Annotated in this window: 12 protein-coding genes; 4 read left to right on the plus strand and 8 right to left on the minus strand. The window is 54.2% G+C overall.

All coding sequences use genetic code 11. From position 1 onward, the window contains the following. Window positions 1-15 precede the first annotated feature (15 nt). The 4 genes from fliI to fliF are packed head-to-tail and all read right to left on the minus strand — an operon-like array spanning window position 16 to window position 4,756. Window positions 16-1,386: a flagellar protein export ATPase FliI gene (fliI, locus tag ACWKX3_RS02475; protein WP_006176211.1), complete on the minus strand. Its 1,371-nt coding sequence runs from the start codon at window positions 1,384-1,386 to the stop codon at window positions 16-18. Next, window positions 1,386-2,093: a flagellar assembly protein FliH gene (gene fliH / locus ACWKX3_RS02480; RefSeq protein WP_058610153.1), complete on the minus strand. Its 708-nt coding sequence runs from the start codon at window positions 2,091-2,093 to the stop codon at window positions 1,386-1,388. The genes fliI and fliH overlap by 1 nt, the downstream gene beginning before the upstream one ends. Continuing rightward, window positions 2,086-3,084 carry a flagellar motor switch protein FliG gene (gene fliG, locus ACWKX3_RS02485; RefSeq protein ID WP_006176209.1) on the minus strand — a complete coding sequence of 333 codons (999 nt, stop codon included), beginning with the start codon at window positions 3,082-3,084 and terminating at the stop codon, window positions 2,086-2,088. Before fliG ends, fliH begins: the two co-directional genes overlap by 8 nt. Continuing rightward, on the minus strand, window positions 3,077-4,756 hold the full coding sequence (gene fliF / locus ACWKX3_RS02490) for a flagellar basal-body MS-ring/collar protein FliF (RefSeq protein WP_058610154.1): 1,680 nt from the start codon (window positions 4,754-4,756) through the stop codon (window positions 3,077-3,079). Before fliF ends, fliG begins: the two co-directional genes overlap by 8 nt. Before the next feature lie 228 nt (window positions 4,757-4,984). Between fliF and fliE the strand changes: the two genes are divergently transcribed. Both fliE and yedD read left to right on the plus strand, forming a co-directional pair. Further along, window positions 4,985-5,299, plus strand: coding sequence for a flagellar hook-basal body complex protein FliE (gene fliE / locus ACWKX3_RS02495; RefSeq protein WP_006176207.1), 315 nt, complete (start codon window positions 4,985-4,987; stop codon window positions 5,297-5,299). Between the two features lie 75 nt (window positions 5,300-5,374). Next, entirely contained in the window at window positions 5,375-5,788 is a 414-nt protein-coding gene (gene yedD, locus ACWKX3_RS02500) for a lipoprotein YedD (protein ID WP_102890552.1), read from the plus strand. An 82-nt stretch (window positions 5,789-5,870) separates the two neighbouring features. Here yedD and amyA read toward each other — a convergent pair whose 3' ends face one another. The 4 genes from amyA to fliD are packed head-to-tail and all read right to left on the minus strand — an operon-like array spanning window position 5,871 to window position 9,634. Continuing rightward, on the minus strand, window positions 5,871-7,358 hold the full coding sequence (gene amyA, locus ACWKX3_RS02505; RefSeq protein ID WP_400444530.1) for an alpha-amylase: 1,488 nt from the start codon (window positions 7,356-7,358) through the stop codon (window positions 5,871-5,873). Window positions 7,359-7,410: 52 nt separating this feature from the next. Continuing rightward, window positions 7,411-7,785, minus strand: coding sequence for a flagella biosynthesis regulatory protein FliT (gene fliT / locus ACWKX3_RS02510; RefSeq protein ID WP_042320116.1), 375 nt, complete (start codon window positions 7,783-7,785; stop codon window positions 7,411-7,413). 5 nt (window positions 7,786-7,790) lie between these two features. Next, complete coding sequence (gene fliS, locus ACWKX3_RS02515) at window positions 7,791-8,195, minus strand: flagellar export chaperone FliS (RefSeq protein ID WP_006176130.1); 405 nt, start codon at window positions 8,193-8,195, stop codon at window positions 7,791-7,793. Between the two features lie 14 nt (window positions 8,196-8,209). Beyond that, window positions 8,210-9,634: a flagellar filament capping protein FliD gene (gene fliD / locus ACWKX3_RS02520; RefSeq protein ID WP_153681788.1), complete on the minus strand. Its 1,425-nt coding sequence runs from the start codon at window positions 9,632-9,634 to the stop codon at window positions 8,210-8,212. A gap of 390 nt (window positions 9,635-10,024) precedes the next feature. On the opposite strand from fliD, the gene ACWKX3_RS02525 reads away from it, so the two are divergent. Beyond that, the gene (locus tag ACWKX3_RS02525; protein ID WP_058610159.1) at window positions 10,025-10,936 is read left to right on the plus strand and encodes a flagellin N-terminal helical domain-containing protein; all 912 of its coding nucleotides are present in this window, start codon (window positions 10,025-10,027) and stop codon (window positions 10,934-10,936) included. A gap of 128 nt (window positions 10,937-11,064) precedes the next feature. Further along, on the plus strand, window positions 11,065-15,237 hold the full coding sequence (locus ACWKX3_RS02530; protein ID WP_454541215.1) for an O-linked N-acetylglucosamine transferase family protein: 4,173 nt from the start codon (window positions 11,065-11,067) through the stop codon (window positions 15,235-15,237). Window positions 15,238-15,416: the final 179 nt, after the last annotated feature.

Genomic DNA, 15,416 nt, shown 5'->3' on the forward strand with positions numbered 1-15,416 from the left:
CGCCCTCCACCTGTGTTACACCTGCGGGAAAATCAGCTCCAGAGCCTGAAGCGAGTCTTCCCAGTCGGCGCGTTCAAAAATACCTTGTTGCAGAAACGCCTCCAGCTGTGGCCAGAGGGTAATCGCTTTATCGAGCATCGGGTCGCTGCCTTTGGCATACGCCCCGACGCTGACCAGATCGCGGTTACGCTGGAAGCTGGAGAGCAGTTGTTTGAAGTTACGCACGCGGGCGTAGTGCTTCTCGGTTATCAGGGCCGTCATTGCACGGCTGATGGATGCTTCAATATCGATAGCCGGATAGTGCCCGGCTTCGGCGAGACGGCGCGATAACACAATGTGGCCGTCGAGGATCGCGCGCGCGGAGTCGGCAATCGGATCCTGCTGGTCATCGCCTTCGGTCAGCACCGTATAAAACGCGGTAATGGAGCCGCCGCCCGTAATTCCGTTCCCCGCGCGTTCAACCAGCGCGGGCAGTTTGGCAAACACCGAGGGCGGGTAGCCCTTGGTCGCCGGGGGTTCACCGATGGCCAGCGCGATTTCACGCTGCGCCATGGCATAACGGGTCAGGGAGTCCATGATCAGCAGGACGTGCTGCCCGCGGTCGCGAAAATCTTCCGCAATGCGGGTGGCATACGCGGCACCCTGCATACGCAGCAGCGGGGAGACATCCGCCGGGGCGGCAATCACCACCGAGCGCGCGCGGCCCTCTGCGCCGAGGATGTTCTCGATGAAGTCTTTGACCTCGCGACCACGTTCGCCGATCAGGCCCACCACGATCACGTCGGCCTGGGTATAGCGCGCCATCATGCCGAGCAGGACCGATTTCCCCACGCCGGAACCGGCGAAAAGCCCCATACGCTGACCGCGACCGACGGTCAGCAGGGCGTTGATGGGGCGAACGCCCGTATCGAGAACATGTTCAATGGCGGTACGTTGCAGGGGGTTAAACGGCTGGGTGATCAGCGCGCCGGTTTCCGTGGTATCCGGGGAGGGGAGGCCGTCGAGCGGTTTGCCGCCGCCGTCCAGCACGCGGCCCAGCAGCGCCGGGCCAAGCGGCAGCTGTTTGCCGCTCTGTAATCCGTCGCCGCTCATATTTTTGGCGTAAACCCGCGCGCCGGGCAGAATGCCTTCCACCTCTTCAAGCGGCATCAGGAACAGGCGCTGGCCGTTGAAGCCGACCACTTCGCTTTCCACTTCACGCATCTCCGGCCCGTCCTGACGCTCAATCACGCAGGTGGCACCGAGCGGAAGCTGCAGGCCCGTTGCCTCAAGCACTAGTCCGGTGGCGCGCGTTAAGCGGCCATAGCGACGCACCGAGGGGAGTTGCGTCATCTTTGTCTCGAAGTTATCGAGCGTGTTCAGCCAGCGGGTGAGGCGTGCGGTCATCAGACGACTCCCGGTGCCGCCAGACGGCACAGTTCCTGCCAGCGCGTCGCCACGCTGGCATCCAGATCGCCTTCATCTGCAGAGACTTTGCAGCCCCCGTGATGCAGGGAAGGGTCGCCGCGCAGACGCCAGCCGTGCAGGCTGAGGGTCGCGCCGAGGCTCTCTTCAACGCGCTGTAAATCATCGGGGTGTACGCGCAGCTGCGGTTTGCCGCTGAACAATGGCTCCTGCTGGAGCAGACCCTGGATCTGTTTAATCAGCGCCGAGTTATCCACCACCGGCGTCTGGCCAATGACCTGGCGGGCGGCTTCCAGCGCCATCTGCATCAGGCGCGAGGCGATCACGCTGTCCAGTGCGTCCAGGGTGTGCTGGAACTCGCTTACCAGCTGCTGCATCCGGGCATGAAGCGGCGCCTGCTGCTGGCGCGCCTGCTCCTGACCTGCTTCCAGGCCTTTCGCCAGCCCTTCCTGGTAGCCCTGTTCGTGGCCTTTCTGTCGGCCTTCGTTCATGCCCGCGTTAAAACCCTGTTCGTGCGCCTGCATTTGCAGCTGGGCCAGCATTTGCGCCCGCTGCTCTTCTTCGCTCAGTTCCGGGACATCTGCCCCGGCATCATCCTCGTCGGGCGCGGCCATAGCGGGTCTGAACTCCGCCACAGGCGGGGCCAGATCGTCTGGCGTCCAGGGCTTCCACGACAGCTCATTAGACATAGGTGTCGTCTCCGCTGCCGATCACCATCTCGCCGGTCTCTGCCAGACGGCGAACGATAAGCAGGATGGCTTTCTGTTCGTTTTCCACCTGAGACAGACGGACCGGGCCACGGTTGGCCAGATCGTCGCGCAGGATATCGGCTGCACGCTGCGACATGTTGCGCAGGAACTTCTCGCGCAGCGGCTGTTCGGCACCCTTGAGGGCGATAAGCAGCGATTCGGAGTCCACTTCCTGAAGCAGGCGCTGGATGCTGCGATCGTCCACTTCGACCAGGTTTTCGAACAGGAACATCTCGTCGATGATCTTTTGCGCCAGCTCGCCATCGAACTCGCGAACCGCGGTAATGACCGCCTCTTCCTGCTGGGTTTTCATCAGGTTGATGATCTCGGCTGCGGTTCTCACGCCGCCCATTTTGCTGCGCTTGAGGTTCTGACCGTCGAGCAGGTTGTTCAGCACTTCCGTCAGTTCCGCCAGCGCGGCAGGCTGCACGCCGCCGAAGGTGGCGATACGCAGCATCACGTCGTGGCGCAGACGTTCGTCGAACAGCGCCAGAATATCGGCTGCCTGACCCCGTTTGAGGTGTACCAGGATGGTGGCGATAATCTGCGGGTGCTCGTCGCGAATAAGGTCGGCGGCACTCTGCGGCTCCATAAAGTTGAGCGTCTCGATGCCGCTGGCGGTATCGCGGGTTTCAAGAATATCTTCCAGCAGGCTGGCGGCACGCTCTTCGCCGAGCGCTTTAACCAGCACGGAGCGCAGGTAATCGTTGGCGTTGATGTTGAGCGCCGCAAACTGCTCGGCTTCCTGCTCAAACTCCGCCAGCACTTCGGTCAGCTGCTTGTTGGAGATCTGACGCACGTTCGCCATCGCGGCGCTGAGGATCTGCACTTCGCGCTGGGAGAGGTGTTTAAACACCTCCGCCGCGCGGTCTTCGCCAATGGTCATCAGCAGGATGACGCTTTTATCGGTGCCCGTAAGCGTATTACTCATGTTCGTTACCCATCCACTGACGGATGACCAGCGCGACGACGCGCGGATCGTTGTCTGACATTTCGCGAATGCGCTGGCTCATCACCTCGGCACCCATACGCTGATTAGCGCGACGCTGCTGGATCTGTTCGTCTTTGCTGAGGCGAACTTCAACGGCTTCTTCCGTATCCTGACGCGTGACCTGCTGCTCTTGCGCGGCCTTCTCGGCTTCTGCACGGCGCTGGAGCTGTGGACGCACGCCCTTACGCCACAGCAGCCAGGCGACAATCAGCACCAGCAGCCAGCGGCCTGCGGACATCAGCTGGTCGATAAACGCCTGCTGTTGCCAGAACGGCAGTTCACCACCGGTTTCATCCACCGAGCTGAACGGCGAGTTCACCACGTTGAGGGTGTCGCCACGCTTCTCTGAATACCCCATGGCTTCACGGGTCAGATCTTCAATCTGCTTCATTTGCTCGGTGGTGAGCGGCAGCGGCTTGCCGTCCGGCAGCGTTTTATAGTTCACCACCACGGCAACCGACAGGCGCTGCACATCGCCCACGTTCAGCTTGGTGTGGCGGATAGTACGGTCGACTTCATAGTTGGTGGTTTCGTTACGGCTGCTGGTGCGCGGGCCTGAACTGGCCGCCGTTGAGGTGGTTTGCGCGTTGTTTTGCTGGCCGTTCTGCTGGTTCGCCGCAGGCGTAGTAATCGGCGCTGCGTTAGCCGGTGCAGGCTGGTTTGAGAGTGCGCCCGGCACGCCGCCAGGGTAAGGTCCGCCGACCTGCTCATTCTCATTAACCTGGCGCGAACGCATCACCGCCTGAGACGGGTTACCGTTCGGGCTGTACTGCTCTTCGGTCTGTTCTTTATTGGCGAAGTCGATCTGCGCGGTGACCTGAGCGTGCACGTTGCTGCTGCCCACAACCGGGCCAAGGATCGCTTCGATACGACGCTGGAGGCGGCCTTCGACGTCCGCGGCGTATTTCAGCTGCGCGTCGTTCAGATCGCGACCGGCGCTATTGGACTGGGTCAGCAGGTGGCCGCTCTGATCGACCAGAGTAACGTTACCCGGCGGCAGACCGGCAACCGCGCTGGACACCAGGTGGGTCACGGCGCTGATTTGTCCTTCGTCGAGCGCGCGGCCCGGCTCGAGATTAACGGTCACGGAAGCGGAAGGGGACTTTTGTTCACGCACGAACAGGGACGGTTTCGGCATCGCCAGGTGCACGCGGGCACTCTTGACCGGACCTAAGGTTTCAATGGTGCGGGCCAGTTCGCCTTCCAGCGCGCGCTGGTAGTTCACCTGCTCGCTGAACTGACTGATACCGAATTTTTCCTGGTCCAGCAGTTCAAAACCGACCGCGCCGCCTTTCGGCAGCCCTTGCTGCGCCAGACGCAGACGAAGCTCATGCACCTTATCTGCGGGCACTTCCAGCGCGCCGCCGTTATCGGCAAAGCGATAAGGGATATTCATCTGGGTAAGCTGGGTGACGATGGCACCGCCATCCTGATCGGAAAGGTTACTGTAAAGGGTGCGGTAATCCGGGCTTTTCGCCCATAAGACCATTGCTACCAGGATCGCAATTGCGGCAGCGCCTGCCACGATCAACGGGATTTTAGGGTTCGCGCGAAGGCGGTTCATCCACTCAAGTGATTTATTTTGTGGCGCTGTCGATGCTGCTGCACTCATTGCGCACCTCTTAAATCCTGGTGGTTTACGTTATTCGTGTAGAGAAACAAAACTGACTCCCGGGTCGGCAAACACGACAAAAGTTCCATATTGATGGCACTGCCATTATTTGATGATTCGGGATTTTCTATGCGTCAAATAACCTGGTTTTTTCACGTTATTTACCGCCATTATCTTATTGACAAGCTGTTAGTCTTGACCCCGTAAAAAACCATCCAGGGGAGAGTCATGGCTATTCAGGGCATTGAAGGGGTACTCAGTCAACTGCAGGCGACGGCGGTGTCGGCACGCAGTCAGAACGTGGCGGAACAACAGCCGGGCATCAGTTTTGCGGGGCAACTGCACGCCGCGCTTGACCGCATCAGCGAGACCCAGACGGCGGCGCGTACCCAGGCCGAGAAATTTAGCCTCGGCGAGCCGGGCGTGGCGCTGAACGATGTGATGACCGATTTGCAAAAAGCATCGGTCTCCCTGCAGATGGGGATCCAGGTACGTAACAAGCTGATCTCGGCCTATCAGGACGTCATGTCGATGCAGGTGTAGCACCAACGCATCTTACGCTGGCGGCCTCAACGCTTTAATGCCACAATATTTTTTTCTTCGCACGCGGGAAAGATGATGAAAAAAATAGCATTTGCTGGCGCACTGCTGGCGTTGACCGGATGTGTACAGGTCGAGAATTACCAGGACGTGATTAAGCATCCTGCTCCGGCGCAGCTGACGGGGTACTGGCAGTCAAAAGGGCCGCAAAGCAGCATGGTAAGCCCGGAGGCGATTGCCACGCTGGTGGTGACGCAGGAGGGCGATACGCTGGATTGCCGCCAGTGGCAGCGCGTTCTGGCGGTGCCGGGCAAACTGATGCTCCGTTCGGATGACTACTATAACGTGACCCAAAAGCGCGATGTGTATCCGCTTGAGCTTGACGATGGCGTGCTGGAGTATGACGGCATGGAGCTTCACCGGGTTGACCGTCCAACGGTCGAGTGCGCTGACTTCCTCAGCAAACATCCGCTGGAGAGTCAGCTTCCTTAGCGTTTTTAGCCGGGTGGCGGCTGCGCCTTACCCGGCCCACAAAACCCTTGCCCGGAAGGTCTTAGCGCCACCTGGCAAGCATTTACAACGCGTCCTCAATCACCCACACGCTGACGCTTCCGCCATTGCAGGTAAAGGTGCCTTCACCATCCGCTGCGGTAGTCACCGTCTCTTCCCGATTGCCAAGAAAATCACGCCAGGTTTTGTTGCCGTAGTTCTCGCCAAGGCAGATCGTCTTCTCGCCGTCATCGCCATTGGAAAGGACCACCACGCAGCCGGGGTCGTCTTCGGTTCCACTGCGGCTAAACGCAATGCAGTTGGGATGATCGAAGAACAGGGTTTGTACCCCGTGGGCAAAACGCTGGCGGGCGAGGATCAGCTCGTGAAGCTGTTCAATGACCGGCATCTCAATGTGATACGTCTCGCCGTCACCGCCGGTGTCGTCGTAGGTCGCACCGAACAAATCGGGATAGAACACGCTCGGAACGCCGTTCTCGCGCAGCAGAATAAGCGCATACGCCAGCGGTTTGAACCAGGCTTCTACCGGCGCTTCCAGCGCCTGCAGCGGCTGGGTGTCGTGGTTAGCCACCAGGGTGACGGCGTGGAACGGATCCGTTTCAACCAGGGTGCCGGTAAAGATCTGGCTCATGTCATACTCGCGGCCCATGCGCGACGCTTCGTGGAATTTCATCTGCAGCGGGGCATCGAATAGCATGGTTTTGCCTTCGACCTGATCGATATAGTTCTTCAGCGCGTCGACGTCGTGTGACCAGTATTCTGCCACCACGAACAGCGGTTTTTCCGACACTTCCTGAACGTGTTCAATCCAGTCTTTATAGAACCAGGCGGGAATGTGCTTAACCGCATCCAGACGGAAGCCATCGCACTGCGTCTGTTCCATCACCCAGCGTGCCCAGTATTTGATCTCTTCGGTAACGGCACGATTGCGAAAATCGATGTTTTCGCCCATCAGGTAGTCGAAATTACCCATCTCATTATCGACCTGATCGTTCCAGCCATCGCCGGTGTAATCGTTAACGATTTTAAAGATGCCGTCTTCGTTGGGGTTTTCGATATGGTCAATGCCGCTGAAACATTTATAGTCCCAGACGAACTGCGAATACTGCCCCGCGCGAACGGGGAAGCTGTAGCGGGTCCAGGCCTCACACTCGATGATTTCATCGTCAATCTGCGTGCGATCCTCCTGATTCACGCGCTGCACGCGAACAGGCTCTTTCTCGTCCGCCCCCATTTTGTGGTTAACCACCACGTCCAGCAGCACCGCAATGTCGTTGCTTTTCAGGGCGCTGATGGCCTCAAGCAGCTGGGCCTTGTCACCATATTTCGTGGCCACGCTGCCTTTCTGGTCAAACTCGCCAAGGTCGAACAGATCATACGAGTCGTAGCCCACGGAATAGCCGCCGGATGCGCCTTTATACGCCGGAGGCAGCCAGACCATATTGATGCCAATTTCATTCAGATTTGGGGCTAACGCCGTGACCTCGGGCCATAACTCGCCGCCAGTAGGGTAGTACCAGTGAAAACATTGTAATAGGGTGGGGTTTTTCATCGTCCGTGCTCCAGAAGCCGTTTGGCTGACTTCTGGAGTATGGATGAAGAAATCATAATTGTGTGTCGCGGGTCAAACTTTCCGGATAAAGAATATTCCCTGATAGCTTTCCATAGGTTGATGTTATGGATTGCTGTTTGCCTGTCTGGCCGATGAGATTGCGCAGTTCATCCATTCGGGACTGAAGCAGTGCTTTAAGTTCGTTCTCATTTTCGAGGATCTTTTTCAACAGGAAACGCGCTTGCTCTACTTGAGCAGGAGGGCACGACGTAATGGGATTACTGGAAATACTTTCCACCAGTTGAACGTAATGCATCTCTTGCTCAATGAGCTCATCCCACTTACCGGTATGAGCAAGATTTAGCATCGCTATGCTTTGAGCATGTAAAGCGTGCCAGTGACTAAGCGCTGCGCTGGGAATATTCATTAAAATTATCCTGAGATAGAGGACGCATTGGGGCCAATTTGCTTCCACGCATCCGCAATATTGTTTAACAGGTTTTCAACCTCAACAATTGCCTCAACGTCGTTATGCAAATTCGCAATTAATAACCGCCGAACCATATATTCATATAAAGACGCCAGATTATCTGACAGTTCTCCCCCCGCCTCCATGTTCAGCGCTGCTTTCAATCCGTTGTCGATGATATTGATTGCTTTTGAAAGCGCCAGGCCTTTCTCTGCAAGCTGTCCTGCATCAAGAAACAAGCGCGCTCGGACAAGGGCGCTGTGCGCCCCATCGAAGAGCATGACAATCAACTGGTGAGGGCTGGCATTCATCACCGCGCTTTCCACTCCTATATTTTGATAGGACTGGACACCAGAGGTGTTATACATACTTACTCCTGTATTTATGATGATTTCGTGAACTGCTGAGTCAGATAGTTCGCCGTATTGGTCATTTTCGTCATCAGTACGTCCAGCTGGGTAAACTGGGTTTTGTATCGCGCCATCGTTGCATCGATAGACGCTTCCATATCATCGTAGCGCTCACTCAGACTCTTAAGTGTTTTATTGATACCGTCTTTGGCATTCTGGATGACCCCGGTTTTACCGGCACTGGTACTCAGCATAGAATCCAGCGTGCTGCTCATTTGGGTGGCGAGCCCGGTGGTTTTTCCGTCGCCGATAAAGTATTGCTGTACGCCGGCAGGGTTGTCTGTAAGTGCTTTTTTCAGTTTATCACTGTCAATTTTCAGGTTACCCATGGTGCCATCGCTACCTTTCGCCGGGTCCTGAGTAATACCTAACTGCGCCATAATCTGTACGGAGCCGCTCTGAACATCCGTCAACATGCTACGCAGCTGCGCCTGGATCCCACGGACATTACCGTCACCCACTAACGCCCCGTTGCTGGCAGACTGATCTTCACCCGCTTCTACAGCCACATATTTGGTAACGCTGTTGATGGTGGACTGCAGCGAGTTATACGCCGTTACCCAGTCAGAGATTGCTTTCTGGTTTGCATCGGTTGCACGGGTAATATCCAGCGTTTCGTCTGCTTTACTCTCCGCTTTGACCGTAAAGGTCACGCCCGGCAGCGCATCCGAAATCGTGTTGCTCTGACGCTCGATGGTGATGTCATTCACCACCAGGACGGCGTTTTGCGCTTTCGTCTGTACGGTCAGTGCACCCGTAGCGCTTGCAGAGTCATAACCGATCGCGGCCTGTAAGGTATCGTCGCCGGTGACATTAATGCTCATCTGGCCGTCGGTACCCGTTGATTTCGACGTCAGCATCAGACGGTAATCGCCATCTTTAGCTTTGATGACGCTGGCGGTGACGTTGCCGTTCGCTTTGTTAATCGCGCTGGCGATACCGCTCAGGGACGTGTCTGCGTCAGAGAGCTCAACTTCCAGCGGCTTTTTCGTACCAGGCTGGGTAATCGTAATGGTACGTTTAGCCCCCGTTACTTCACCCAATTTTTCAGTATTACTGGAAATAGAGCCGCTGGTCAGGACCTGCGCTTTGGCCATTTGGTTCACGTTGACTGTAAACGTGCCGGTAGACGCTTCGGTCGAGGTTGTCGCCGTAAACGCGGTATTCGTACTGCTGACAGATGTGGAGTTCCAGGTCGCAGGTTTAGCCAGCGCAGCCGTCGCAGTTTGCAGATTTGTCATGGCGCTCTGCAGCTTACCGTACGCACTTAATTGCGCGTTATAGGTCGTCTGCTGGGTTGTAATGGTTTTCAGCTTCGTTCTTTCTGCTGTATCTAACTGATTATACAAATCCCCGAGTCCTGCAGAACCTATCCCGAGGTTAGTGATAGTAGCCATAACTGTTTTCCTTAAATGCGTTGGTAGATCAGGACTCTTTATCGGCGCATTGGTGGAAAAGTTTACGCCAGAGACAAAAAAATAATCCCTGGAATAGCCACCAGAGGCGTGGGCTAATAGCTGGATTACACATTGAGGTAAATAAAAGGGCTACTTACGGCCATGAAAGAGAAGGCGTAAATAAGCACTGACAGAGGAGGGGATTTGCTTTTGGGAGGCGTCACTGTAAAGCAGGTTTGATAAATAATTGCTTATAAATCAATAAAATGATTTTTTTTCTAAATTGATTCTAAAGTCTTTTTGGGACGCGTCGATAACCTTGATGACGGTGAGAGACGCCGTGAGTGTTAGGCACCGAAACCTAAACCCATTTTTGAAGGAATTAAAATTATGGCAGTTATCAATACTAACCTGTTGTCCCTGACTACTCAGAACAACCTGAACAAATCTCAGTCTTCCCTGGGAACTGCGATCGAGCGTCTGTCCTCTGGTCTGCGTATCAACAGCGCGAAAGATGACGCTGCTGGCCAGGCGATTGCCAACCGTATGACTGCACAAGTTAAAGGTCTGACTCAGGCAGCACGTAACGCAAACGACGGTATCTCTGTTGCACAGACTACTGAAGGCGCACTGAACGAAATCAACACCAACTTACAGCGTATCCGTGAACTGACCGTACAGGCTCAGAACGGTACTAACTCTGCGGATGACCTGGTTTCCATCAACAACGAAGTTGTTGACCGTATGAAAGAGATCAACCGTGTTGCTGGCCAGACTAGCTTCAACGGCGTGAAGGTTCTGTCTACCGCTCAGACTCTGAACATCCAGGTTGGCGCGAACGATTCCGAAACTATCGGCATCTCCCTGAAGAAAATTGACTCTTCTACCCTGTTCGCTGGCAACGCCAAAATGTCTGGTATCACCGAAGGTACCACCGGTAAAGGTTCCGTTGGTATCCTGGCATCTTACTCTGCAGGTACTGCTGCAAGCGGCGCGACTGCTGCTACCGCTGCGACTGCAACCGTTGCTTCTGGCCTGCTGGCTGAAATCGACAAAGCGATCTCTGACGTTGACTCCCTGCGTTCAAGCCTGGGTGCGAGCCAGAACCGTTTCGAATCTACCGTTAACAACCTGAACAGCACCGTGACCAACATCACCGCTGCGAAGAGCCGCATTGAAGATGCTGACTACGCGACCGAAGTATCCAACATGAGCCGCGCACAGATCCTGCAGCAGGCTGGTACTTCTGTACTGTCTCAGGCTAACCAGGTTCCTCAGACCGTTCTGTCCCTGCTGCGTTAATCGCTCAGTTACAATCTGTCTAATTAAGCTAAAAAATAACGGGTATTTCACCCGTTATTTTTTTTTGTGCTTTTTATACTGAATGCCCAATCTCAGCCAGACGGTTAAACCTGGATTAATGTGCTTTTATGAAAAAATCACCCGCCAAGTCTTTTCAGAACAGTCAGCAACCCATTGATCATTCGATCAAAGAAAAAATGCGTCTTGCTGTTGAATGGCTGTCTACTCAGCCAGAAAAATCACTCAATGTAGCTAACGAATTACTCGTTGAAAACGCTACTAACTACCTGCTCTGGGTTATTGCTGCACGCGCACATCAGAGGTTGGGACAGTTTTTCCAGGCTGGCGAATGCGTTGATAAAGCGCTTAAAATTGATTCAAATAACGTTGAAGCCATCTACGCGAAATCGGACCTTTTATATCGCAGCGACCGTTTAGCAGAAGCAGAAGAATATCTGTCCACGGCGATTCATCAGGTTGAAAAAAACGCGGCCAATCCGCTGCGACTTCTTCTTGCTACGGTCTTACAGAAATCGAAAAAATATGAAGAGGCGCAGGCGCTTTATAAACAGTTAACCGCTGAAATGCCAGGTAACTGGCTCTACTGGAATAATCTGGGGATGGTCCAACAAGACCTGAGCCAGTTCAACGAGATGGATGAGGCGTACCAGCACAGCTGTGAAGTCTCAAAAGATAACCCTACGCCCTATTTTAACCGTATCGTTGGTGCGCACTATAATCCGGAGCGCAGCGCCGAAGACATTCTTAAACTGTGTAAAAGCTGGCAGGAAAATTTCCCCCCGCGCTCGGTTAAGCGTGCGGTTGCCAAAAATAAAGCACCAGACAAGTGCCTGCGTATTGGTCTTGTCTCGGATGGCTTGCGCTTGCATCCGGTCGGGCAGATGATTGTGATGGGGCTGGAGCACATTCCCGCCTCACAGATTGAATTCTACGCCTACAGCACCAACTACCAGGAAGATCACCTGACTCACCGCTTAAAGCGCATGTGTGCCAGCTGGCGGGTCGTTGAGCATATTGGCGCTGCTGAGCTTGATAAGATTGTCCGCGAAGACGAGATTGATATTCTGTTCGACCTCTGCGGCTATAACGCCAACAGCCGTATGCAAACCTTCCAGCTGCAGCCCGCGCCGATTCAAATCAAGTGGGTAGGGGGGTTAATCAGCAGCACCGGGTTGGCCGGCATGGACTACCTGCTCAGCGACGCCATCGAAACGCCTGAATGGGCGGACTCGCTGTATACCGAAAAGTTGATCCGTATGCCGGATGACTATATTTGCTACGATCCGCCGTTCTACCTCCCGGCGGTGAGCGAAATGCCGGTTAAAACCAAAGGCTACTTCACCTTCGGCTGTTTTAATAACGCCTCTAAAATCAATGATTTTTTATTAAACCAGTGGGCGGTGCTATTGCACAGCGTGCCGGATTCCAGGCTGTTCCTGAAAAGCTTCAACTTTGATAACGAGAACTTAAAAGAGCGTGTATTGACGACCCTGGAAGGCCACGGCATCGCGCGCGAACGCGTGCGTATCGAAGGGATGGCACCGCATCAGGAGCTACTGGCCTGCTATAACGAGGTTGATATTGCCCTCGATCCCTGGCCGTACTCCGGTGGGCTGACCACCTGTGAAGCCCTGGCGATGGGCGTGCCTGTCGTGACCTTGCCGGGCCCAACCTTTGCGGGGCGTCACTCCGCCTCTCACCTGGTTAACGCGGGCCTGCAGGAACTGGTGGCCCGCGACTGGCAGAACTTTATTGATATTACCGTCGGCCTGACTCAGGACCTCAACAGCCTGGAGATTATCCGCGGCAACATGCGCGAGATTTTACTGGCCTCGCCGGTATGCGACGGCCAGCGCTTTGCGAAACATTTCTCGCAGGCAATGCGCGCCGTCTGGCAGCGTTATTGTGAAGGTAAAAAACCCGAAGCGCTGACCCTGCGCTGCGACGAGGCGCCTTATTTCCTGGATGATAACCAGCCGGTCGAACTGAAGATGCCGGCAGAGGTTGACGTTGCCGCGAAGCGAATCGAAAGTGAAGACTTCTCCTTCGCACTGGCGGGTAAGGTCATCACCATGGACTTTGGCGGCAGCTTCACAACGGGTAAGAAATTTATCAGCCTGACCGAGCTGGATTCATTCTTCTTTATCATTATGGATACCCTCGGGATCGTCGAAGACAAACACCTGCCGCCGCGCAAAAAATCGATGCAGCACATCAAACTGCACACCTTAGGCAACGGCGAACTCACGCCGGTGTATATGTGTTTGGATAATCGGCTGAGCAGTACGCTAAAACCTCTGAACACGATGAACGCCGCTGGCGCAGAAGTTCTCGTCGAGCTGAAATCTCAGTCATCGCAGCTTGATAATATTCATGGGCTGGAAAAGGTCGATCTGTTGGTGCTGGACAACAAATTCGATCTGGCACCCGTCTTCCAGTATGGGTCGCGCATTCTGCAAGAGTGTCTGACCGTCGAAGTCAAAATTACCTTTGCGAATACTCATCAGGGCCAGATGTCCCTGGACGCGATTGGCAGCGTACTCGCGCACTCCGGCTTTAACTTCCACAGCTTTACGGACGTTGAGTACGGTGCGCCAAAAGTCTTTGCTAACGCTGAGCCTCTGGCCTCAACGCAGATGGTGTCGGCTAAAGCGATATTTATTCCGGGCGAGCACAGGCTGTGCAATCTCAGTAGTGCGCAGCATGAAAAATTAGCCTTTATTATGCATGTGGTTTATGGCCTGCATGACGTTGCGGCCACGCTGTTGCAGGCGCACTCGTCCGGGCGTGCAGAGGCTTATATTAATGAGATTTTATTTCCCCACCAGCTCACTACTGCAAAACAGCGGAAACACGGTTTACCGCAAAAGCTTGTTGTCAGCTTAACCTCCTGGCATAAGCGTTTTGCTACGCTGCAATACACCCTTCAACGTTTATTGAAACAGACCGTTAAAGCGGATCGTATTATTTTGTGGCTTGCCGAGTCGGAGCGCCATCTCGTTCCAGAAAACGTCCTTGCCTTTGCGTCTAAGGGTATTGAGATAAAATATTGCGACGATATTCGCTCTTACAAGAAAATTGTCCCGACGTTAATTGAGGAACCGAATGCCTTCATCGTGACGGCCGATGATGATTTAGCCTATCAGCCGCAATGGCTGGAAAAACTTATTGCCGGTTGGGATGGGGATTATAAAACGGTGGTTGCGCACCGGGCACATAAAATCCGTCTTGGCAGCGATAACACACCTGTTCCTTATAAAGAGTGGAAATGGAATTACTCCGTCACCGCGGATCTTTCTAACCTTATTTTTCCGACCACGGGATTCGGTGCGCTTTATCCACCAAAATGCTTCCATGCTGATGTGCTCAAAAAAGAGATTTTTGTGAAATTAGCGCCTGGCGCTGACGATGTCTGGCTGTTCTGGATGTGTCGTATGAACGGAGTGAAATTTAACGTTGTTCCTGAACATATGGAATCCGAGGAATGGAAAGGAACCTCAGAAGATGGTCTGTGGCAAACTAACCTGCTGCAGGGTGAGAACGACAAGTATATTAAGAACATGATTGCCCATTATGGCTTTGCGCCGGAGGCGAAAGCGGTTATCGATCGTTCTGCGACGAAGTCCGCTGATAACCGCGACTCTCAGAAAGAATCCCTGGCCTTCCGTCAGTCGGGCCAGTACTGGGACGATCGTTACCGCTTAAAAGGCAACTCCGGAGCGGGCTCTTATGGTCGCCTGGCTGACTTTAAGGCCGAGGTTATTAACGCGTTCGTGAAAGAGGAGCAGGTGAGTTCTGTGATGGAGTTCGGCTGCGGTGATGGTAACCAGTTGTCTCTCGCTGACTATCCTCGCTATACGGGTTTTGATGTTTCTGACCATGCGATACAGCTCTGCCGGAATCGGTTTAGCAACGACCCGACAAAAGATTTTTATCCGGTAGGTGACTGGACAGGGCAGCAGGCAGAATTAACCCTCTCCCTGGACGTGATTTATCATCTCATTGAAGATGAAATTTTTGAAAAGTATATGCAGACGCTTTTCTCTGCGGCATCGAGATTTGTCATCGTTTATGCCTCGAACAATGAGGAATATAACGTTTCTATCTCGAAATATGCCCAGCACGTGTATCATCGAAAATTCACGGATTGGGTCTTGAAAAACAGAGGCGAATCCTGGGAGTTACATAAGTACATACCTAATAAATATCAGTTTGATGCTAACGATCAAAACAATACGTCGTTTGCTGATTTCTATATTTTCCGTCGAGTTGATAGCTAAGACGGGGTGTTAGCGCATTTACCAGGCCTGTTAAATGCGCTGCAATGTGTTTTGAGCGTTCCTGGCGTGCAGCGAAAATCTGCACGCGAAGGACACACTATTTCGTTCGGGTCAGACGGAACGGCTTGAGTTTTAGTCCTGCTCATATGCTGCCATGTTTTATGTTAATGGCAATTTAA

Source organism: Enterobacter sp. UPMP2052 (assembly GCF_053709675.1).